The organism is Delftia sp. Lp-1 (assembly GCF_020523835.1).
Classification (GTDB): Bacteria; Pseudomonadota; Gammaproteobacteria; order Burkholderiales; family Burkholderiaceae_C; genus Comamonas; species Comamonas acidovorans.
This window is the reverse complement of the sequence record NZ_JAJALJ010000002.1, coordinates 463,857-486,537: the sequence shown is the minus strand read 5'-3', so window position 1 is coordinate 486,537 and position 22,681 is coordinate 463,857. Positions and strand designations below refer to the sequence as shown.

Sequence of the window (22,681 nt, the reverse complement as noted above, 5' to 3'; positions counted from 1 at the left end):
GACATCCGACATGAACACCTCCAAGCCCCTGGACGGCCGCCGCGCCGTCGTGACAGGCGCCGGCAGCGGCATCGGCGAGGCCATCGCCCTGGCCTATGCGCAGGCCGGCGCGCAGCTGTTGCTGGCCGACATCGATGCCGCCCGCGCCGACAGTGTGGCCCGGCGCTGCCGCGCGCTGGGCGCGCAGGCCGAAACCGTCATCGGCGACGTGGGCGACGAGTCCACGGCCCACCGCATCATCGACCGCTGCGTGCAGGCCTTCGGCGGCATCGACATCCTGGTGAACAACGCCGGCATGCTCACCCAGTCGCGCTGCGCCGACATGTCCACCGCGATGTGGGACGAGATGCTGCGCGTGGACCTGCGCAGCGTCTTCCTGTGCGCGCGGCGCGCGGTGCCGCACATGCGGGCGCAGCGCTGGGGCCGCATCATCAACATCGCCTCGCAGCTGGGCATCAAGGGCGGCGTGGAACTGAGCCACTATGCGGCGGCCAAGGCCGGCGTGATCGGCTTCACCAAGTCGCTGGCGCTGGAAGTGGCACCCGACAACGTCCTGGTCAACGCCATTGCCCCCGGCCCCATCGCCACGCCGCTGGTCGATGGCATCAGCGCGGACTGGAAGCGCGCCAAGGAGGCCAGCCTGCCGCTGGGCCGCTTCGGCCGCGCCGACGAGGTGGCGCCCACGGCCGTGCTGCTGGCCTCCGATCCCGGTGGCAATCTGTATGTGGGACAGACGCTGGGCCCCAACTCCGGCGATGTCATGCCGTGAAAAGAAGCACCCCCTGAGTCGCTTCGCGCCTTCCCCCTCTCTTCGGAGGGGGGCGTACGGGCAGCCGGCGACACCCTCGGTGCGGGGCGGCGCGGCCGGCATAGGCCCTTCCTCGGTGTCTCTGCTCTTTGGCTGCGCCAGTTTCGCAGGCGGCTCCATTCGCAACCGAAAGGGTTTCTGTCATGTGTGGAATGTGCGGTTTGCTGCAGGCCTCCGGCCACTGGAGCCAGGCGCCGGCCGGATCGGCCGGGCGACGCCAGCGGCTGATTCAGATTGCGCGCGCCAACCGGCTGCTGGCGCTGTGGCGGCTGCGGCTCAGCGACTTCCATGGCCAGTCCTATGTGCTGGCCGGCCCCACGGGGGCCAGCGTGCTGATTGCCGATTTCGGTGCGCTGTGGCCCGCCGCCGAGCAGATGCTGGGCCGAGCCCTGGATCCGCTGGCCATGCCGTGGCAGCCGGCGCAGGCACAAGGGCAGGCACAAGGGCAGGCACAAGGGCAGGCACAAGGGCAGGCACAAGTGCGGTCACAAGGGCGTGCACCAGCACAGGAACACAGGGAGCAGGCGCCATGAACGGCCTGACGGACCACCACAGCGAGCGGCTGCCCGTAGGCGTGCTCACGGGCTTTCTGGGCAGCGGCAAGACCACGCTGCTCAGGCAGTGGCTGCAGGACTCGCCCGCGGGCGAGACTGCGGTGCTCATCAACGAATTCGGGGCCGTGGGGCTGGACCATCTGCTGGTGGGCCGCATAGACGCCGACACGGTGCTGCTGGACAACGGCTGCGTCTGCTGCGCCATACGCGGCGAACTCAAGGACGCTTTGTGGCGCCTGCACCAGCGCCGCCTGCGCGGCGAGCTGCCGCCTTTTCAAAGGGTGCTGGTGGAGACCACGGGGCTGGCCGCGCCCGGCCCTGTGATCGCCACCCTGATCGGCGATGCGCAGCTGCGCCAGATCTTCAGGCCGGCCTTCATCTCCACCGTGGTCGATGCGCTGCATGCCCCGTGGCAGCAGTCCCGGCGCCCCGAATGGCTGGCCCAGGTCGCGGCGGCCGACCGGCTGTACCTGAGCAAGACCGACCTGGCCACGCCACAGCAGGCCGAGGCACAGCGTGCGCAACTGGCGCAGATCAATCCCCTGGCCAGCATCGTCACCTGCGGCCCTGGCGCAGCGGTACCGCCTGCCTGGCAGATGCAGGAATCCCATGCTCTGCAAACCGATTGGCTGGCACGCGCCATTGCCGGCACGCCGCGCGGCCGCACGGGCCAGGGCCAGGGCCAGGGTCTGCACGCAGGCGCCCAGGCGTTCTGCCTGGAACTTGACAGCCCGGTGGACTGGTGCGTGCTCACCCTGTGGCTGACCATGCTGCTGCACCGCCATGGCGACCGGCTACTGCGCCTGAAGGGACTGGTGGCCGTGGCCGCGGATGGCTGGCCGCAGGGGCAGCCCACGGCGCTGCACGGCATGGGCCATCTCATGCACGCCCCCGAGCATTTGCCCGAGTGGCCGGGCAAGGACAGGCGCTCCCGCCTGGTCTTCATCACGGCCGGGCTCGATGAGCAGCAGGTCAGGGCCTCCTGGCAATCGTTCCAATCGTTCTACCGCCTCCACTCGCAGGACAATGGCAGCCAGACCCCGGCAAGCCCCTCACCCCACACTGCGTGAACCTCCACGGCAAGGACCGCAACATGCGCAAGAACGATCCCGAACTGCGTGTCCTCGGCACCTCGGTGACGCTGACCGAAGCCCTGCGCCAGCGTGCGCAGCAGGACCTGGGCATACGCATCCATTTCGAGGTGCTGGACGGCTTCGACGCCCAGCGCCAGGCCGTGATGCGCCAGGACAGCTTCGACCTGTACGACCAGTGGTTCCACAGCGTGGATTTCCTGTGGCCCACCGGCACCCTGCAGCCCATCGACACGGCGCGCCTGACCTGTTGGGACGAGGTCAACGCCCTGCCCCGCACCGGCCGCATCACGCCGCAGGCGGCCTTTGGCGCGGGCTGCAATCCTGTCACGCGCCTGTATGTGCAGGCCGATGGCAGCGTCAGCGATGTGCCCAGCGCGCATATCTCCATGCTGCCGCTCACGCACAACGTCGACAGCTTTGTCTACCTGCCCGCCGCCCTGCCCGCGCTGTTCGACCAGGCCGAGGAAAGCTGGTCCTGGCTGGTCTCCCCCGCCTGCCGAGGGCGCGCTGCGCTGCAGGCCGATGCCGCCATCGGCGCGCTGGACGCGGCCCTTGCCCTGCAGGCCAGCGGCGACATGCGTTTCGGCGACATCAGCAACCTGGGGCTGGAGGAAATCGACCGGATGATGGCCGTGCTGCTGCAGCGGCAGGAGTCCGAGCAGTTCAGGGGCTTCTGGGGCAACTACGCCGATGCGGCACGGCTGATGATCGATGCAGGCGTTGCCATCCAGAGCCACTGGTCGCCGGCCATGGGCCACTACCGCGCGGCGGGGCTGGACTACCGGCTGGCCTGTCCGCGCGAAGGCTACCGCGCCTGGTACGGCGGCCTGGGCATCTCCAGCCAGGCCAGGGGCGACACGCTGGACGCCGCCTACCGCTACCTGAACTGGTGGCAATCCGGCTGGCCCGGTGCCGCGATGGCGCGGCAGGGCTACTACATCTCCAACCCGCTGCGCACGCGCGAGCACCTGAGCGCCAGCGAATGGGACTACTGGTACGCCGGCCTGCCCGCCGCCGAAGACCTGCAGGGCACCGACGGCCAGCTCGTGATCCCGCGCGGCAGCGTGCGCGACGGCGGCTCCTACGAGCAGCGCCTGGGCCGCATCGCCGTCTGGAACACCGTCATGGACGAGCACAACTACCTGGTGCGCCAGTGGGCCATGCTGCTGCGCCGTGCGCGCGCCTTATAGTCCTGCCCGATGACGGCCCCGCCGGCGGCGGCACACGCACACGCACACGCAGATGAAGCAGGAATGAGAAGAGCCATACAAGCATCCACGCAGACCGCGCGGGACGAAGAGACCGGCGAGAGCGGCGAATCTGGCGATTCCGAGCGCCGGCTGCGCTATGAACTGATACGCCAGCGCCTGCGCCAGGCCATCGTCGAGCAGCGGGTGGCGCCCGGCCTGGTGCTGCTGGAGGGGCCGGTGGCCAAGGTCTTCGGCACCAGCCGCATTCCCGTGCGCAAGGCCTTCGAGCTGCTGCATGCCGAAGGGCTGCTGAGCACCTTCGACGGACGCGGCTACCTGGTCGCCCGGCCCGGGCAGGCCGTGCAGCCCCAGCGCCTGACGCTGGACGCGCAGGCCCTGGGCCTGGAGGCGGGCCAGGCCACGATCCACATTCCATCGGAAAGCGAGCGCATCCACGACGAGCTGGAGCAGTCCATCTCCATCGCCATGATCTTCGGGCGCTTTCAGATCGATGAGAGCGCCGCCATGGACCACTTCAACGTCAACCGCGTGGCCCTGCGCGAGGTGCTGAGCCGGCTGGTAGATAGAGGGCTGGTGGAGAAAAGCACCTACGCCGCCTGGCGTGTTGCCGCGCTGACGGCACGCGCGGTGAATCAGGACTTCGAGCTGCTCGCCTTGCTGGCGCCCGCAGCGCTGCGCGAAAGCGGGCCGCGCCTGGACAGGGACATGCTCGCCAGCCTGCGCCACGGCCTGCAAGGCGCGACGGCGCCAGGTGTTCCGGACACGCAGGAAACATTGCGCCTGGAACAGCGCCTGGAACAACGAGTCGAGCAGCACCTGCATGGCGACTTCCTGGCCCGGCATCCCAACGACAAGCTGGTGGGCATGCTGCAGCAGTGCCAGATGCCCTGGCTGATCCACAGCACCTTCTGCCGCATGTTTCCGCAATCGCCCAACCCGCCGCTGACCGAGAACTGCCGGCAGATCGTCGATGCCTTGTGGGAGGGGGAGTACGAGCGGGCCGCACAGGCGCTGCAGGACTATCTGGCCCAGGCGCGCAAGCGCGCCCAGCTGCAGCTCAAGGTGCTGGCCGTGCTGCCTGAGACGCAGCTGCCCGCCTACCTGGTGCGCCAGGCCTGATCTTGTGATTGCTGCAGTCGGCTGCCGCTGGCCGGCGCGGCTGGTTGCATGTGGAACCGCTGGTTTGCCTGCCGTTCACCGGGCGTTTACGCAAGCACGGCATATTGGGCGCCCAAAGGACCGCACCGATGAACGCCTTGCGCATCAGCACCACCGTCTTCACCGAAGCCAGATTCTGGAGCCTGGTGGTTTTCTCGGTCGTTCTTCCCTGCGCCATCTACGCGGCCCTGCTGGCCAAGCGCAGCATCTCGCGCACCACGGTGCTGCTGTTCGGGCTGGCCCTGGTGGCCATGGCGGGGGTGGATGTCTACCTGCTGCAAAGCCTGGCATCGGCGGCCCGGCAGACGCCGTCGCTGTCGGACAACGCCATCTTCGTCTCGGAGCTGTCCACGGCGCTGTACCTGCTGCCGGCCATGATTGGCGGGATCGGCGTGAACATGACCTCGCATGTGCTGATACAGCATCTGTTCGATGCGGAGCGCCGGTTCGACAGCAACCGCAAGAACGAGACCACCTGAGCCGGCCGGGCCCCGCCTGACGCTATCGGGCGCTATCGAGCGCAATCGGGAGCAACCGGACTCGGCCCGATTCAGCCCATCACGTCTTCGGAAAAGAGCTGCCAGCGCCCGCCCGTCTTGCGCCAGTACTGGCGCAGCGGCAGGCCCTCGGCGAAGGACTTGCTGCTGGCGCGCAGGTTGACCACGCGGATCTCTCCCTTGGCATCTTTCCAGGAATAGATGGACAGGTCCTGCAGCGTCACGCCGGGGCGGTTCAGGTAGGCGGCCAGCCGCTCCTGCGATGCGCGCGAGGCGGGCGACTGCAGCAGGTCCGGCGCGTAGAGCGCGGCCAGCTTGCGCGGGTCGGCCCCGTCCCAGGCGCTCTTCCATTCCTCGACGACACGCACAAAGGCATCTGCCGCCTTCTGCTGGGCCTGGGCCTTGGGGGCCACCCACTGCAGCTTTTCGCGGATCAGCACCGGCGTCTGCCGGTCCACGGTCTGCATGAGCAAAGTGAGATCGGGGTTGGCCAGCACCAGGCAGCCATCGCTGGCCTCGGGCGCGCGCGAGAACTGGTCGGGCGGCGAGCCATGCAGCCAGATGCCGCTGCCCGATCGGCCGACGGCCTTGTCCCAGTCGTTGGGAAAGTTGACCGTGAGCGCGCCCTTGCCATAGAACTCCGGCAGCCGGGGTCCGGGGATGTGGCGGCCCACGAAGTAGATGCCCAGCGGCGTGCGCTGGTCGCCTTCCTGCCATTTGTCCGTGCCCAGCTTGCCCACGGAGACATAGAAATCCCCCACCAGCCGCAGCCCGCCCGCCTCATGGGCGAACAGGTACAGCCGTGACTTGCTGGCGTCGATGGCAATCGCATGCCGCACCGACGCGCCCAGCATCAGGAACTCGCCGGGAACGGAGCCCGCAGGCGGCGCGCCGCTGTCGGCCTGCAGGCGGCGCTTGAGTTCGTTTTGCAGATCCTGCAGCTGGGCCTGCGTGGGACTGGCCGGGCCTTCCAGCCGCGCGACACTGCCCACGGACAGGTTGTGCCGCACCAGCACGCCCTGGCCCGGATGGCCGGGAGCGGAGGAGGCGGCGACGGGCGTGCCCGCCAGCACCTCGCCGGCACGGCCGGTCTTGAAGCGCAGCAGGTCGGCATACACCAGCTGGGCTGCGCGGAAATTGGGAACCTCGGCGGTGAGATCGCCGGCGGCCTTCAGCGCGCCGTCCAGATCCCGCTGCTCCACCTGGCGGATGATGGCCAGCAGGCGGGCCTCCGCCTGGCTTTGCTGTGCGGGGGCGGCTGCCTTGGCATGGGTGGCTGCCACGGCAGCGGCACCGCCCGCCGTGGCCACCGCAGCGGCGGCCAGGGCGGGCTTGCCCGATGCCGCGCGCAGCCTGGCTGCGCCCGCCTTGCCGGAGGCAGGCTTGGAGGAGACAGGCTTGGCAGCTGCCGTTTTGGAGGCCTTGGCCTTGGCCTGCCTGGCATGGGCTGCCGGGCTGAAGGACACCGCGGACAGCGCGACCAGCAGCACGGCCACCCCGGCGGCCCGCGCATGCAGGCGCAGCAGGCCGGTGGGTGGCAGTGCCAGGGGACGCGCTTTTTCAGGCATCAGGAGCCGGTTCCTTCATGGGTGATGCGCCATTGTCCCTTTTCGCGCTGCATGCGCAGGGTCTTGCGGGTAGTGGTCTTGAGCGCGCCCGATGCGTAGTACTGGCGGAACTGGGCCGTGGCCTTGTCGCCATCCACGGTCACCTTCAGGTCGCGCACATTGACGACGATGGCGGTGCGGCCAACGATGCGCTGGCGGCGCTGTTCCTTCCACTTGGCCAGGCTGCTGCCATCGGCCGGGGAGAAGTGGTCGCTGTAGGCGTCCAGGTAGCGGTCCATGTCCTGGCCGGCCCATGCGGTGGACCAGGCCTTGACGGCGGCTTCCACTTCCTGCGCGGCAGCCGATTGTGCGGCCTTCTTCTCATCGACGGCAGGCGCTGCCTTGGCAGGCTCGGCGGCGGCCACGGCGGTGGCGGCTGCTGCGGTGGCCGGAGCAGCGGCCTTGGCCGCTGCCTGCCTGGCTTCCTCGGCCGCGCGGGCCTTGTCCTGTGCGGCCTGAGCTGCCTGAGCTGCCTTTTCCTGGGCCAGCTTGGCCTCTGCCGCCTTGGCTTCCGCCGCCTTGGCCTGGGCCAGCTTGGCTTCTGCAGCCTTGGCCTCGGCAGCCTTGGCTTCTGCTGCCTTGGCTTCCGCCGCCTTGGCCTGGGCGGCCTTGGCATCGGCGGCCTTCACTTCAGCGGCCTTGAATTCAGCAGCCTTGGCCTCTGCGGCCTTGGCTTCGGCGGCGCGGGTCTCGGCCAGCTTGGCGTCGGCTTCGCGGGCCTGGGCTGCCTTGGCATCGGCCACCTTGGTCGAGGCGGCCGTCGCTGTGGCCGTGGCCTGGGCCGTCTTGACCTGGGCGCCGCCCTGCTTGGGGAAGATCTGCGTGATCAGGGCCAGCTTGGGCTGGATGGCCTGGCGCGAGCCGTCCAGTTGCAAGGCCTTGGCATAGGCATCGCTGGCCATGCGCGCATACAGGTCGCCCAGGTTCTCATGCGCCGTGGCGTAGCTGGGGTTGGTACGAATGGCCTGCTCCAGCACTTCCGAGGCCTTGCGCTCCTGGCCCTCGGCGGCGTAGAGCACGGCCAGGTTGTTGTAGGGCTCGGGCAGGCTGGGGTAATCACGGGTCAGCGCCGTGAAGATCTTGATGGCCTGGGCGTTCTGGCGCTGCTCCGCGGCGATCACGCCCTGCAGAAAGCGCATCTGCACATCGGCCGGGTTCTGCTTGAGGTAGGCCTCGGCCTGCTTGGCGGCCTGGGGCGCCTTGCCCTGCTCCAGCAGCCGGGAGACCTCGTCCACCGCCTCCTGCGACGCATGGGCAAACGCCCCGCACAAAGCGGCCCCCAGGCTGAAGGCGGCAATGGCCACAGGTCGGGCTATCCGCAAATAGGTACGACCCGGCACTCGCGACGGAACTCTGGACGAAATCAGCATATGGGCGCTCTCTACGCAATGAAAGTTGGAAGACGGGCCTGTTCGCTTTTGGGCTTCTTGCACACGCCGATATGCGCCTGCAGCCAAAAGCCAGCGATTTTATAGGCGAAAGCCACCTTGCCCCGCTGCATGGGTCCTTGAGACAAGGGCCATGAAACACGGCGCAAAGCCTGCTCCGAGGTAACGGAGCGGACCGGGCGGCGTTACGTAACGTGTGCCGTAACAGACCGTTGCTGAGACATTGTGATCAATAACAAAAACCATACAAATCAATATCTTAGGAAGATTCCTAGGCCATCCAGACCTGCCACCGGCACATGGCATGCATGTTGCACAAAAGGGCTCGACAGATTTCACGGCTTCCAAGCCACCGTCTGACCTTGTCGTTTCAACCCTTGTCTGGAGAGAGCAAATGACCGCCCAATCGATGCAGCCCACTGGCAACACCACCGTCAGCCCCGTGCAGTTTGCTGACCAGCAGCCCTCCACCGTTGTGCTTGCACAGCTGGGCACATCGAACACGCAGCCCGGCGCGGCTGCGGTGCTCATGCCCCGGGGCGCCGGCCCCGCCACGATGTCCCAGGTCAGCCCGGGCGTGCAGATCGTGCGCAACGGAGAAACCCTGATGGCCCAGCCCGGCAGCGCGCTGCAGGTGGGCGACAAGATCATCGTGCCCGCCGACGGCAGCGCCAAGGCGCTGTTCCAGGGCAAGGACGGCCAGACCCTGGTCGGCACCTTCGAGGGCGGCACGCAGGCCACGCTGACCCAGCGCGACGGCGACGGCGCCGGGGCCATGGTGCTGGACCTGGCCTCTGGCAACGTCCAGGTGGCACCCGCCAATGACGGCGACGCCCTGGGCCTGATCGTCACCAAGGAAAGCGCCGCGGCCGCAGCCGGTGGCTCCGTGCTCAGCGACTTCCTGCTGGCCGGCCTGATCGGCGCGGGCGGCGTGGGCCTGATCGCAGCAGCCAACAGCAGCGACGACGATCCGGCGCCCCCGCGCCCGACCGACCCCACCAACCCGACGAATCCGACGGATCCCACGAATCCGACCAACCCCACGAACCCGACAAACCCCACCAATCCGACCAATCCGACGGACCCCACGAATCCGACCAATCCCACGAACCCGACAAATCCGACCAATCCTACGAATCCGACCAATCCCACGGATCCTACGAACCCGACCAACCCCACCAATCCAACAAACCCAACGAACCCGACCAATCCGACCAACCCCACGGATCCCACGAATCCGACCAATCCTACGAATCCGACCAATCCCACGGATCCCACGAACCCAACCAACCCTACGAACCCCACCAATCCGACCAACCCCACGGATCCCACGAACCCGACCAACCCTACGAACCCGACCAATCCGACCAACCCCACGGATCCCACGAACCCGACCAATCCCACGAACCCCACCAATCCGACCAACCCCACGGATCCCACGAACCCAACCAACCCCACGAACCCCACCAATCCGACCAACCCCACGGATCCTACGAACCCGACCAATCCCACGAACCCCACCAATCCGACCAACCCCACGGATCCTACGAACCCGACCAACCCCACCAATCCCACGGATCCGACGAACCCGACCAACCCGACCAATCCCACGGACCCCACCAATCCGACGGATCCCACGGACGGCCATGGCCTGATCACCTCGGTGCAGGACGTGGTGGGTGCGCTGTCGGGCGGCACGGTGGCAGGCCCGGTGGGCAACCTGATCGATACGCTGGTCAATCCCGGCAGCGGCACGCTGTCCGGGGTGACAGGCCTGCTGGAGAGCTTGACCAGCACCAATGGCGGGCCGCTGGGCGTGCTGACCGAGCTGGTGGACGGCCTGGTCAACATCCAGAATCAGGGCCTGGAGCCCCTGATCAGCACGCTCAATGAGCTGCTCAAGGGCCTGGACGAAGCGGGTTCCGGCGGCTCCATCGGCACGGTAGTGGACAACGTGCTGGGCGGTCTGCTCGACGAAGACGGTGCGCTGGGCGGCCTGCTGGCCGGCGTGGGCGGACTGCTGGGCGGCCTGGTGGGCGGCGGAACGGGCAATCCTCCCGGCACGCCTGACAGCGGCGTGGTCACCTCCGTGCAGGACGTCGTGGACGGCCTGCTGGGCGGCACGGTGGCGGCCCCCGTGGGCCAGTTGCTCGATGCGCTGACCAATCCCACGGACGGACTGCTGTCCACCGTGACCGGCGCGCTGGAGAACCTGACCAATGTGGAGGGCGGCCCGCTGGGCGTGCTGACCGAGCTGGTCAACGGCCTCACCCAGGTGGACGGCGAAGGCCTGGCCCCGGTGATCGGCACGCTCAACGAGCTGATCGCCGGTCTGGGCAACGGCCTGGGCGAAGATGGCCTGGGCGGACTGGTCGGCAGCCTGCTGGGCGGCCTGGTGCCCGGTGGCGGCACGGGCGGCGGCACGGGTGAAGGCCTGGTCACCACTGTGCAGGATGTGGTGGACGGCCTGCTCGGCGGCACCGTCGCAGCCCCTGTGGGCCAACTGCTGGATGCGCTGGCCAATCCCACCGATGGCACGGCCTCGGTCGTGACCGGCCTGCTGGAAGGCCTGACCAGCGTGGACGGCGGGCCCCTGGGCGTGCTGACCGAACTGGTCAATGGCCTGACCCAGGTGGACGGCCAGGCCCTGCAGCCGGTGATCGGCACCCTCAACGGCCTGATTGCCGGCCTGGGCAACGGCCTGGGCGAGGGCGGCATCGGCGAGCTGGTGGACGGCCTGCTGGGCGGCCTGATCCCCGGCGGCACGGGCGGCGGTAGCGGCGACGGCCTGGTCACCACGGTCCAGGACGTGGTGGACGGCCTGCTCGGCGGCACCGTCGCAGCCCCTGTGGGCCAACTGCTGGATGCGCTTACCAACCCCACCGATGGAACGGCCTCGGTCGTCACCGGCCTGCTGGAAGGCCTGACCAGCGTGGACGGCGGCCCCCTGGGCGTGCTGACCGAACTGGTCAACGGCCTGACCCAGGTGGACGGCCAGGCCCTGCAGCCGGTGATCGGCACCCTCAACGGCCTGATTGCCGGCCTGGGCAGCGGCCTGGGTGAAGGCGGCATTGGCGAGCTGGTCAGCGGCCTGTTGGGTGGCGACGGCGGCCTGCTGGGCGGCGTGATCGGCGGCGACGGTGGCTTGCTGGGCGGCGTGCTTGGCGATGACGGCCTGGTCGGCGGTCTGCTGGGTGGCGACGGTGGCCTGCTGGGCGGTGTCCTTGGCGGCGATGGAGGCTTGCTGGGTGGCGTACTTGGCGATGATGGCCTGGTCGGCGGTCTGCTGGGCGGCGACGGTGGCCTGCTGGGTGGCGTGCTTGGCGAAGACGGCCTGGTCGGCGGCCTGCTGGGCGGCCTGGTTCCGGGCGGCGGCACAGGCAGCGGCGACGGCCTTGTCACCACGGTGCAGGACACCGTTGGCGACCTGCTCGGCGGCACGGCCGGAGCGCCTGTGGGCCAGGTACTGGATGCGCTGATCGACCCCGGCACCGGCGCACTGTCCGTGGTCACGGGTCTGGTGGAAGGCGTGACCCAGGTCAACGGCGGTCCGCTGGGTGTGGTGACGGACCTGGCCAACGGTCTGACGCAGGTCCCGGGCCAGGCACTGCAGCCGGTGATCGGCACCGTCAATGGCGTGCTGGCCGGCCTGACCGGCGGCGATGGCCTGCTGGGTGGTGTGGTCGGCGGTGACGGCGGCCTGCTGGGTGGCGTGCTCGGCGACGACGGCCTGGTCGGCGGCTTGCTCGGCGGTGACGGCGGCCTGCTGGGCGGCGTGCTTGGCGACGACGGCCTGGTCGGCGGCCTGCTCGGCGGTGACGGCGGCCTGCTGGGCGGCGTCCTTGGCGACGACGGCTTGGTCGGTGGCTTGCTCGGCGGTGACGGCGGCTTGCTGGGTGGCGTCCTTGGCGATGACGGCCTGGTCGGCGGCCTGCTCGGCGGTGACGGCGGCTTGCTGGGTGGCGTGCTCGGCGACGACGGCCTGGTCGGCGGCCTGCTCGGCGGCGACGGCGGCCTGCTGGGTGGCGTGCTCGGCGAGGACGGCCTGGTCGGCGGGCTGCTGGGCGGCCTGGTTCCGGGTGGCGGCACAGGCAGCGGCGAAGGCCTGGTCACCACGGTGCAGAACACCGTCGATGACCTGCTCGGCGGCACGGCCGGAGCGCCTGTGGGCCAGGTGCTGGATGCGGTGATCAACCCCGGCACCGGCGCCCTGTCCGTGGTCACGGGCCTGGTCGAAGGCGTGACCCAGGTGAACGGCGGCCCGCTGGGCGTGGTGACGGACCTGGCCAACGGCCTGACGCAGGTCCAGGGCCAGGCACTGCAGCCGGTGATCGGCACCGTCAACGGCGTGCTGGCCGGTCTGACGGGAGGCGACGGCCTGCTGGGTGGTGTAGTCGGCGGTGACGGCGGCCTGCTGGGTGGCCTCACGGGCGGACTGACGGGCGGCCTTGGTGGCGGCTCCGGCCTGGTCGGCGGCCTGCTCGATACGGTGGTCGGCGACAACGGCATCGTTGGCGGACTGACGGGCGGTCTGATGGGTGGCTCCGGCCTGGTCGGCGGCCTGCTCGACACGGTGGTGGGCGACAACGGCATCGTTGGCGGACTGCTGGGCGGTGACGGTGGCCTTCTGGGTGGCCTCACGGGCGGACTCACTGGGGGCCTCACTGGCGGATCGGGCCTGGTCGGTGGCCTGCTGAACACCGTGACGGGCGACAACGGCATCGTCGGCGGGGTGCTCAACACCGTGGCCGGTGACAACGGCGTCGTCAGCGGCGTGCTGGACACGGTGGCAGGCAACAACGGCATCGTCAGCGGCGTGCTCGACACCGTGGCCGGTGGCAGCGGCATCGTCAGCGGCGTGGTCAACACCGTGGCGGGTGACAACGGTGTCGTCAGCGGGCTGGTGAACACCGTGGCCGGCGACAACGGTGTCGTCAGTGGGCTGGTGAACACCGTGGCCGGCGACAACGGAATCGTCAGCGGCGTGGTCAACACCGTGGCCGGCGACAACGGAATCGTCAGCGGCGTGGTCAACACGGTGGCCGGCAACAACGGCATCGTCAGCGGCCTGCTGGGTGGCGGCAGCAGCGGCGGCGGCCTGCTGGGCGGGCTGCTGGGGGGATCGTCCGGCGGCGGGCTGCTCGGTGGCCTGCTGGGTGGCACATCGCACGCGGCAGCGGCCTCGGTCGCCGAGCTGGATCCGATTGCCACCTCCATCAGCAGCCATGCCAGCAGCACGGCCGATGCAGCAGCCAGCGTGCTGACGCAGCAACTGCACCACAACACCCTGCTCTGAGCGGCCGCGGCGCCTGCGGGCGCCGCATCCATCCCCTGCGCCGCCGCCCCACGGTGGCGGCGCACGTCCCAGGAGATCCTCCATGTCACACACTTTCAGGCTGTGCACCATCGTGCTGCTGGCCGCAGGGCTGGCCGCCTGCGGATCCACCGCCACCACCAGCACGCAGCGTTCCGAGCACCACTACGCCTTCGGCAAGGCCCCGGCACCAGCGCCGGCGAGCTCCGGCGTCGCGCCCGTGGTGGCCACCACGCAGGCCGACCAGCGCGGGCCCGCCAACGTCGCCCACATCGTCTACTTCGACTTCGACGCCTACACCATCCGCAACAGCGACCGGGCCATCGTGGAAAGCCATGCGCAGTGGCTGCGCAGCAATCCCGGGCGCTCGGTGATGCTGCGCGGCCATACGGACAGGCGCGGCGGCATCGAATACAACCTGGCGCTCGGCCAAAAACGTGCCGACGCGGTGCGCAACAGCCTGCAGCTGCTGGGCGTGAACCCGGCCCGCGTGGAGTCCGTCAGCTACGGCAAGGAGCGGCTGGCCGACGAAGGCACGAGCGAAGAAGCCCACCAGCGCAACCGGCGCGTGGAATTCGACTACCGCTGAGCCGCCGCGCTCCGCATCCGCCTGCCGCCGGGCCGCCATGAAGGAACAGATCCGCACGCGGTCGGTGCACCGCAGCCCGGTGTCCCGTCCCCACGGGAAGAGCAGCCTCCCAATGACCCTGACCGAGGCCGAGAGCATGTTGTCGCAGCAATTGGCAAATGGCCTGGAGTACCTGGCACGGCACATGGTGCTGCTGCCCGAACCCTACCCCGGCTGCATTCTTTTCTTCACGGTGTCGGCCGAGAACAAGGTTGCCTCCGTCTTCCACGTGCGCGCCACCACGCTGGAGGCTGCCTGGCGCGAGGGTGCGACACGCGTGCGCCAATGGGCCTGGGCCCGCAAGCGTGACGAGGTCGATCTGCGCATCGACTGGGCGCAGGACATCACGCCCCTGAAGGCGGACAGTCCGCTGCCGGACTGCAGCGCCTGGACCCAGGCGCCCATGCGCTCCCTGGCCCTGGCAGATGCCAGCCTGGAGCGTGCGCAGCTGCTGCAGCCCCTGCTGCCAGATCCGCACCCGCTGGGCAGTGAAACAGGCAGCGCCCAACGGCCCCTGCACCCGCCCTGCCTGCTGCTGCACCTGCGCGGCATCTATATCAGCGGGGAGCAGCCCGCCATGGCCGTGCCGCGCACCGACCCGCCGGAGCAGCGCCTTTGGCCCCACCTCGTGCCCGTGCACGCTGCGCTGCAGCAACTGCTGGCGCAGCAGGGCAAGGACGGAAGCTGGCCCGGTTGCGGGGATGTCTGCGACCACCTGGGCGTGACCTACGCCCTGCTGCAGGCCCAGCGCCATGCGGGCAGCGCCGCGCTGGCGCAGGCCATTGCGCTGGCCGTGGACCATGTGGAGCAACGGCTGCAGCCATTGCCCGGCGACTGCCTGCCCAGCGCGCTGGCCATGCTGGTGCTGGCCCGCCACCTGCGCAACAGCTTTGTCCTGGGGCCGGGAGCCGATAGCCAGGCCCGCGCCCGCATTCCGGCGCTGATGGACCCGCTGGCGGAAAGCCTGCTGTCCATGGCTGCCGCTTCGGCCAGCACCACCAAGGCTGCCGCCGCTGCCGCCAATGCCGCTGAAGCCGGCACACCTCGCTCCGGCCAGCCCATGCTGACCTGGGCCGAGCTGGCCATGCATGTCTATGCAAGCTCGCGCCCCCCCACCAGCGACAGCCCCACGCTGCGCGCGGCGCGCAGCGCCCTGCCCGACACGGCGGCCCTGCCTGCCGCCTTCCTGCAGGCCGCGCTGCCGCAGCTGCTGGGCATGGAGGGCGGCAATGACGACGATGGCGACGATGGCGAAAGTGTCGACAAGGCAGGCGCCCCCTGTGCACGCTGGATAGGCATTGCCCTGGTCGAGAGCCTGCAGCTCGACGCAGGCCTGGAGCCGCAGCCCACCGACCTGCTGCGCCAATGGCAGATCAGCCTGCAGCGCCATCTGCAAGGCATGGCCCAGCGCGCCATCTGGCCTGAGCAGGCGCTGTACCTGCCGCCCGCCCGGCGCCGCCATGCAGCCTTTGCCGATGGCAGCCTGCGCCAGGTGCTGCAGTCCCCGCGCGAAATCGCCTGGCTGCTGGCATCCAGCCTGGCAGGCCTGGAACTGCTGGACGCTCTGACCCAGGCACTGCGCGCGGCCACCAGTCATGCCGCGGCCGAATCCGGGGAAGACGCGCTGCCTGCGCAGGCAGGCCATGCCCTGAGCGCGGGTTACAGCCCCGCCAAAGCTTCCCCGCCCTCGCCATCACTCTCCCTCGCGTCGCGGGCCGATGAGACTGCGGGCCAGCCGGCTTTCCCGCCCACAGCGGGCTCCATGTACCCGTCCATGTCCTGGGACAGAGCTTCCCTGGCCGAACTGATGAACGGGCGCTGGCTGGATGCAACGACAGAGCCCAGCACAGATCCCAGCACCGATAGCCGCACAGATAGCGGCACCGGCTGCGCGGGATTGGATGCCAGCCGCCTGCACCACCAGCCCGGCGCCGCCGTGCTGGTGCGGCGTGCAGGCATGGCGCTGGGCGTGCAGGCTGCGGCCCTGCCCACGCTGCGCGCCTCGGCGCTGATCAGCAGCAGCCCGCAGGGCCTGCTGGACCACGGCGTGCCGGTGCTGCATGTGCCTGATATGGAAGAGGGCCTGCGCAATCTGGCGCAGGCGGCACGCCGCCGCATCCAGTCGCCCGTGGTCGCCGTCAGCGGCTGCGTGGGCAAGACCTCCACCCTGGGCATGATGCGCCAGTGCCTGCAGGACGGGGGAGACGCGCGTGGCGATGCCCTGCTGTCCCAGGGCACGGCGCTGCAGATGATCAATTGGAGCGAGGCCTCGCCCTGCGCCCTGCTGGAGCTGCCATTGCAGGCACTGCGTGGCGACCTGCCACTGATTGACCCAGATATTCTGGTTATTACTAATCTTTCAATAAATAACACCCCCCATTCAGGGGAGTCCGAGCCCTCCGGACAGGCCGGTCTGTCCGGTGAAAGAAAATACGAAGCATTGCAGGAAGTGCTTGAAGCCATGCAGCTCATGCACAAAGGCAGTGCGCTGGTCACCGATCAGGACATAGGTGAAAACCCCAGTGTTATTGAGCATGCCAAACGCATGGGACTGCGCCTGATCACGTTTGGCCCCCATTGCAATGCACAAGTCCGTGAAATGGGGTTTCACAATGGAAATCTGCAAATAGGCATGGGCAGCCTGCGCCTGGGCATTTCCCTGCAATCCGACGGCCACCACATGGCACTCAATGCGCAGGCGGCCCTGGCGGCCCTGCATGCATTGGGCTATGCGCCCGCACAGGTGCAGGCCTCACTGGCCCATTGGCAGCCCATGATCGGAGCCGGGCAGCCGCAGCTCCTGCCCAGTGGAATCTGCCTGCTGGACCACAGCCTGAGCAACCACTTACTGTCCATGACGGCTGCATTTTCCCAACTGCAGTCGGTCGCTCCCCATGTGAGCAGAAGGCTGATCGTGCTGGCGGGCATACAGCCCGGCCAGGCCAGCATCGACGCTGCGCAGTTGGCCCTGGAGCCGCTGGTGCGGGATGCCCAGGCCCGGCGCGTGCTGCTGTATGGGGAGCCGCTCAGGCCGCTGGCGGCAGCCTTGGGCGATCTTTTGCACGTCAATTGGTATGACGATCTGAATCAGCTGATTTGCTCGCTGCTGAGAACAACCCATAAAGGCGATACGGTTTTGTTGGCCGGCCGCGCCACGACCAATCTTGCCCTGGCGGCCGATGCCATACGGGATAGTTTCAGTGGCCACGGGGGCCATTTAATAGCGTCTATTCAGGCTCCGTGCTTTGATCCACATCAAAAACAAATGAACATGCATTCTTGATTGAATAAAACTTATAGAGGGCTGTATATAAATCGCTACAGTGTTTGTGAAACGAGTACCTTTACATTTTGTAAAGATGCTTACTAAGCCCATCAGAACATGATCCGATACCTTCTTCCCCGTCAGTTGGCCAAGGCCACGGCGATGCCGTCGGGAACGGAGACGGTGGGGGCTTTTGCATCTGCCATCGCCGAGTCCTTCGACCGGGCTGGGCACCAGCTGCGCCGGGCTGGCTGGCTGTCGCTGCCCATCAGTCTGCTGGGCCTGCTGCCGTCCATCTTCCTGCTGCAGGTCTACAACCGCGTCATTGCGCGTGGCGGCACCGCCACCCTCACGGCCATGGTGGCGGGCGTGCTGTTCTTCCTGGGCCTGGAATGGTGGCTGCGGCGCAGGCGCGCCCGCGCCCTGCGCGAAGCCGGCGCCATGATCGACCGCGATGTGTCCCAGGCGCTGATGCACTCCATGCTGCGCCACCCGCTGGCCGCGCTGGAGCAGCGCTCCTCCAGCCAGTGGCTGCAGCTGTTCCGCGACGTGAGCGCCATGCGCTCGGGCATGTCCGGGGGCCTGGCGACCTCGCTGCTGGACCTGCCCATGGCCCTGCTGGCCCTGGTCGTCATCGGCATCATTGCCTGGCCCGTGCTGCCCGTGATTCTGGTGGCCATGCTCATCATGGGCGTGCTGGCCTGGTGGTGGGCCGACGAGGTGCGCAGCGGCCGCGTGGAAGAAATCGCCCAGGCCCGCATGCTGGACCGGGGCACGGCCGAGATCTGCAATGCCCGCGCCACGCTCAAGGTGCTGGGCTACGACGCCGCCGCACGCCAGAACTGGCAAAGCGGCTATGACCGCTGGCTGGCCGAGAGCTTTGGCAAGAACGGCGAGATGGAAAACGCACGCGAGGCCAGCACCGTGCTGCTGACGCTGTTCTCCATTGCCGTGATCACCGTGGGCGCCATTGCCATCAATGCGCAGTGGATGAGCATCGGCAGCCTGATGGCCGTGAACCTGCTGTCGGGCAAGGCGCTGGGCCCCATCTCGCAACTGGCCAGCAACTGGCGCTCGCTGGCCCATGCCAACGAGGCTGCACGACGCCTGCAGGCCGTGCTGGAGGAACCCGTCGAGGCCATGACCGACACCGTGGACCTGCCCCGGCCCCAGGGCCGGCTGCGCCTGGACCAGGCGAGCTTTCACTACCCGGGCGGCCATGTGGCGCTGGAGCAGGCATCGCTGGAGATCGGCCCCGGCGGGCTGCACGCCATCGTGGGGCGCAACGGCGCCGGCAAGTCCACCCTGGCCAAGCTGCTGGCCGGCCTCTACCAGCCCACGCAGGGGCGCATCTTCATCGATGAATACGACATGGCCCAGTTCCCGCGCGCCGAACTGGGCCGCTGGATAGGCTGCCTGGCCCAGCAGGTGTACTGGTTCAGCGGCCCCATCGTGGACGGGCTGCGCATGGTCAACCCCGATGCCGACGACCACAAGATCGTCACCGCCTGCCAGATCTCGGGCGCGCACGGCTTCATCAGCCGCCTGCCCCAGGGCTACCAGACCGTGCTGGGCGAAGGCGGCGCGGGCCTGTCGGCCGGCGAGCTGCGCAAGCTGGCCCTGGCCCAGCTGTTCCTGCGCAACCCCTCGGTGCTGATCCTGGACGAGCCCAGCAACGACCTGGACTTCGAGAGCGAAACCACGCTGCTGCAGACGCTGCGGCAGATTGCGCTCAAGCACACGGTCATCGTCGTCACGCACTCGCTGCGCGTGGCCTCCATGGCGCAGCATCTCTACCATGTGCGCGGCGACGGCGGCATCGAGCATGGCTCGCCCCAGCTGCTGCTGCCCCAGCTGTTCGGCACGGCGCGCGAGCCTGCGGCTCCCGCAGCACCCGCAGCACCCGCAGCGTCCGCCGCCCCCGCTACGCCGGCCGACCCGGCCCCGCATGCCGACCACCCCGCCGTGGCGCAGGAGCTTGCCTCATGAGGGCCGGGCGCTACGACGACCTCCCCCTGGTGCTGCGCCAGTCGAGCGAAGCGCAGGCGGCCGTGCACGGCCAGCCGCCTGCGGACGCGTCCGGCGCAACGCCCCCCAGCCCTCGCCGAACCGCCCTGGCGCGGGGCAAGTGGCTGCTCGTCATCCCCGTCGCCGCCCTGGTGGTCACCGGCCTGTTCTATCCGGTGGAGAACGTGGTGGTCGCCAGCGGCCAGGTCATCCCTTCCGACCGCGTGCAGACCGTGCAGCATCTGGAAGGCGGCATCGTCACCGCCGTCCATGTGCGCGAAGGCCAGGCCGTGACCCAGGGCCAGCCGCTGCTGGAAATCGACCTGGGCAGCAACAGCCTCAACCTCGAACAGCTCACCGCCCGCATGGCCACGGCCCAGGCCGTCAAGGCGCGTCTGGGCGCGGAAAGCCAGGGCCGGCCGCTGCAGCGCACCGCCTTCCCCGCCGACCTGGACGCGCAGGTGGTCCAGGCCGAGCTGGGCGCCTTCTCGGCGCGCGCGCTGGAGCACCAGGGCAGCCTTGCCGCAGCCCAGGCCCAGCTGCAGCAGGCGCGCGGCGACGTGGCCCAGGTGCAGGCGCGCATCGAGGGGCTGGAGACCAATCTGCGCCTGCACCAGCAGGAAGCCTCCATTGCCGGCCAGCTCGCCTCCGAGCAGCTGATAGGCCAGCTGGAAGTGCTGGACAAGCAGCGGGCGCTGGAGCAGGTGCGGGCCGAGCTGGCTGCCTCGCGCCAGACGCTTTTCAGCAACCGCGCCAAGATCGAGCAGGCGCAGGCCAAGCTGCAGGAGACCCAGGGCGCCTTCCGCCGCCGCGCCTCCGACGAGCTGGCCCAGACCGAACGCGAGCTGGCCAGCCTCAACGAAGACCTGGTCCGCGCCCGCACCCAGCGCACGCGCACGGCCGTGCTGGCACCCACCAGCGGCTTCGTCAAGGGCCTGCGCAGCTCGGGCGCAGGCTGGGTGGTCAAGCCCGGCGAGCCCATCCTCGAAATCGTTCCGGACAAGGACGAAGTCATCGTCGAGGCGCGCCTGAGCCCCGCCGACCGTGGCTATGTGCGCCCCGGCCAGGCCACCCGGGTGAAGATCTCGGCCTACGACTTCCTGCGCTACGGCTCGGTGCCCGGCCAGGTCACCCTGGTGGCGGCCGATGCCGACCGCGATCCCAACCTGGCCGACTCGCCCTCGTACTTCCGCATCCAGGCCAGCCTGGAGCAGCCCTGGGTGGGCCGAACCGACAACCGCATCACCACCGGCATGCAGGCCGAACTCGACCTGCTGCTGGGCCACGAACCCTTCATCTGGTATTTGCTGCGGCCCGTGCTGCGCATCCAGAGCGAAGCCTTCCGGGAGCCCTGATGCCAGGCCGCCCGACCTCCCCTTCCATGGGCTGGCACGTCCGCTGCCACACCCGGCTGCGCCAGCTGCTGGCCGCTGCCTGCTGCCTGTCCGCACTGCAGGCGCCGCAGGCCGCTGCCGCGCCCGTGGCTGCGGCGGACAGGGACCTTGATACGGACATCGGCATGGTTGCCGCAGCCGCACCCGCACCCGCATCCACATCCGCAAACACGGCCGCAGCCGCACCGGACCCCGTGGTCCTGCGCCTGGCCCAGCACCTCACGCCCGGTACCCTGGCCAGCGACGGCGGGCAGCGCCGCCTGCTCGATGCCCTCTACGCCCTGATCGACGAATACCCCGACGTGCGCAAGGCGCGCGCCGCGCTGGAATCGGCCGGGCATGACGTGAACACCGCGCGCGGCGCGCGCTGGCCCACCTTCAAGGTGGGCACCAACACGGGCGATGCCAAGCTGCGCCGGGGCCGCGAGTCGTACACCGCCGTCAATGCCGAAGTGCGCATGGCCCTGCTGGACGGCGGCGCCATCGGCGCGGGCATACGCTCGGCCGAATCGCAGGAAGCGGCCCAGGGCAGCGTGCTCTACGGCACGCGCCAGAACGTGCTGCTGGAGGCGTTGACCGCCCTGCTGGAGCTGCACCGCTTCGAGGACAAGGCGCGCGTGGCGGCCGAGTCGGCGCGCATCATCGGCCAGCTCGCGCGCATCGAGGAGCGCCGCGCCGAACTGGGCGCCGTAGGCCGCAACGACCTGCGCCAGGCCGCCTCGCGCCAGGCCGGCGCCCTGGCCCAGCAGCACGCGCTGGAGTCGCAGCGCATGGATGCGCAGGCCCGCTTCACGCGCTACTTCGGCTTCACGCCCCAGCCCGGCTGGCTGCCCCAGCTCAACGTGCCCGTGCAATGGATGCCGGCCAACGAGGACTCGGCCCTGCAGGCCTCCGAAACCGTCAGCCCCGAGCTGCAGGAGATGGAGCAGCAGATCGAGAAGGCCCGCGCCGAAGTGGACCGCAGCAAGTCCCAGCGCTTTCCCACACTGGCCGCCGTGGTGGCCCACACGCGCGACCCCAGCGGCGTGCTCTATGCCGAGGGCACGCGCTACGGCGTGGAGCTGAGCTGGAACTTCGGCAACGGCTTCGAGCTGCGCGACCGCATCCTCAAGGCCATCAACGAACTGCAGGCCCAGGAAGCGCAGCAGGAAACCGTGCGCCGCCAGGTGCGCGAAACCGCCTCCGCCGCCTGGGGACGCACCCAGTCCGGCCGCCAGCGCGAAAGCCAGCTGGCCGACGCCGTGCGCGAGGCGCGCGCCGCCTTCGAGGGGCGCCGCCGCCTGCTCGAAGTCGGGCGCGGCAGCCTGGCCCAGGTGCTGGACGCCCAGCTGGACATGCAGCGCCTGCTGCTGGACGAGGCCGACGCCATCTACGACCAGCGCATCAACGAACTGCGCCTGGCACGCACCACCGGCCGCCTCCTGCCCCAGGACCCGCCCGACCATTGGCTGAACGCGCTGTTCACCCCGCAAAAACCGATTCCGGCAGGTGGTGGTGCGCCAGGCACTGCCCCCATGGACGAGCCCGGGAACGCACCCGGCCCTGCGCCCGACATCCAACCCGGCCCTGCGCCCTCGCGCAGCCGCCCCGAACCCCAGGACGCTGCCGTGGCCACCCTGTCCGCCAGCGCCATGCCCCAACGAATACAGCTGCGCCTTGAGCAGCAGTTGCGCCCCGTTTCAGACGCTTTTCCAACCACCGCCTCGCGACAGCAGTGGTGAAGTGAGAAGCGGCAAGTGAGGTTTCCCGTGCAGCG

At 69.2% G+C, this 22,681-nt stretch carries 14 protein-coding genes; 12 read left to right on the top strand and 2 right to left on the bottom strand.

The genetic code is table 11. The features are described from left to right. The first annotated feature begins 10 nt into the window (after positions 1-10). The 6 genes from LGR64_RS18970 to LGR64_RS18945 all read left to right on the top strand — a co-directional run bounded on the left by LGR64_RS18970 (position 11) and on the right by LGR64_RS18945 (position 5,304). A complete protein-coding gene (locus LGR64_RS18970) occupies positions 11-769 on the top strand; it encodes an SDR family NAD(P)-dependent oxidoreductase (protein WP_230356604.1) in 759 nt (252 codons plus the stop codon). A gap of 191 nt (positions 770-960) precedes the next feature. After that, on the top strand, positions 961-1,341 hold the full coding sequence (locus LGR64_RS18965; protein WP_230356840.1) for a hypothetical protein: 381 nt from the start codon (positions 961-963) through the stop codon (positions 1,339-1,341). Further along, positions 1,338-2,432 (top strand): CobW family GTP-binding protein, encoded by a 1,095-nt coding sequence (locus tag LGR64_RS18960; protein WP_230356602.1) that lies wholly within the window; start codon positions 1,338-1,340, stop codon positions 2,430-2,432. The genes LGR64_RS18965 and LGR64_RS18960 overlap by 4 nt, the downstream gene beginning before the upstream one ends. A 23-nt stretch (positions 2,433-2,455) precedes the next feature. Continuing rightward, positions 2,456-3,646: an ABC transporter substrate-binding protein gene (locus LGR64_RS18955; RefSeq protein ID WP_230356600.1), complete on the top strand. Its 1,191-nt coding sequence runs from the start codon at positions 2,456-2,458 to the stop codon at positions 3,644-3,646. Between the two features lie 63 nt (positions 3,647-3,709). Next, entirely contained in the window at positions 3,710-4,786 is a 1,077-nt protein-coding gene (locus LGR64_RS18950; protein ID WP_230356598.1) for a GntR family transcriptional regulator, read from the top strand. 128 nt (positions 4,787-4,914) lie between these two features. Beyond that, positions 4,915-5,304 (top strand): hypothetical protein, encoded by a 390-nt coding sequence (locus LGR64_RS18945; protein ID WP_013803741.1) that lies wholly within the window; start codon positions 4,915-4,917, stop codon positions 5,302-5,304. A gap of 71 nt (positions 5,305-5,375) precedes the next feature. On the opposite strand, the gene LGR64_RS18940 is transcribed toward LGR64_RS18945, so the two are convergent. Both LGR64_RS18940 and LGR64_RS18935 read right to left on the bottom strand, forming a co-directional pair. Beyond that, on the bottom strand, positions 5,376-6,890 hold the full coding sequence (locus LGR64_RS18940; RefSeq protein ID WP_230356596.1) for a L,D-transpeptidase family protein: 1,515 nt from the start codon (positions 6,888-6,890) through the stop codon (positions 5,376-5,378). After that, positions 6,890-8,233: a L,D-transpeptidase Cds6 family protein gene (locus tag LGR64_RS18935; protein WP_230356595.1), complete on the bottom strand. Its 1,344-nt coding sequence runs from the start codon at positions 8,231-8,233 to the stop codon at positions 6,890-6,892. The genes LGR64_RS18940 and LGR64_RS18935 overlap by 1 nt, the downstream gene beginning before the upstream one ends. Positions 8,234-8,711: 478 nt before the next feature. Between LGR64_RS18935 and LGR64_RS18930 the strand changes: the two genes are divergently transcribed. From LGR64_RS18930 to LGR64_RS18905, 6 genes are all read left to right on the top strand, one after another. After that, the gene (locus LGR64_RS18930) at positions 8,712-13,613 is read left to right on the top strand and encodes a hypothetical protein (protein ID WP_230356593.1); all 4,902 of its coding nucleotides are present in this window, start codon (positions 8,712-8,714) and stop codon (positions 13,611-13,613) included. 82 nt (positions 13,614-13,695) lie between these two features. Continuing rightward, complete coding sequence (locus tag LGR64_RS18925; RefSeq protein WP_012204004.1) at positions 13,696-14,220, top strand: OmpA family protein; 525 nt, start codon at positions 13,696-13,698, stop codon at positions 14,218-14,220. A 112-nt stretch (positions 14,221-14,332) separates the two neighbouring features. Continuing rightward, entirely contained in the window at positions 14,333-17,542 is a 3,210-nt protein-coding gene (locus LGR64_RS18920) for a Mur ligase (RefSeq protein ID WP_230356591.1), read from the top strand. Positions 17,543-17,641: 99 nt separating this feature from the next. Then, positions 17,642-19,513 (top strand): peptidase domain-containing ABC transporter, encoded by a 1,872-nt coding sequence (locus tag LGR64_RS18915; RefSeq protein WP_230356589.1) that lies wholly within the window; start codon positions 17,642-17,644, stop codon positions 19,511-19,513. Then, on the top strand, positions 19,510-20,886 hold the full coding sequence (locus tag LGR64_RS18910) for an HlyD family type I secretion periplasmic adaptor subunit (RefSeq protein WP_230356587.1): 1,377 nt from the start codon (positions 19,510-19,512) through the stop codon (positions 20,884-20,886). The genes LGR64_RS18915 and LGR64_RS18910 overlap by 4 nt, the downstream gene beginning before the upstream one ends. Further along, positions 20,886-22,646, top strand: a complete 1,761-nt coding sequence (locus LGR64_RS18905; protein ID WP_442873831.1) for a TolC family protein — start codon at positions 20,886-20,888, stop codon at positions 22,644-22,646. The genes LGR64_RS18910 and LGR64_RS18905 overlap by 1 nt, the downstream gene beginning before the upstream one ends. Positions 22,647-22,681 lie beyond the last annotated feature (35 nt).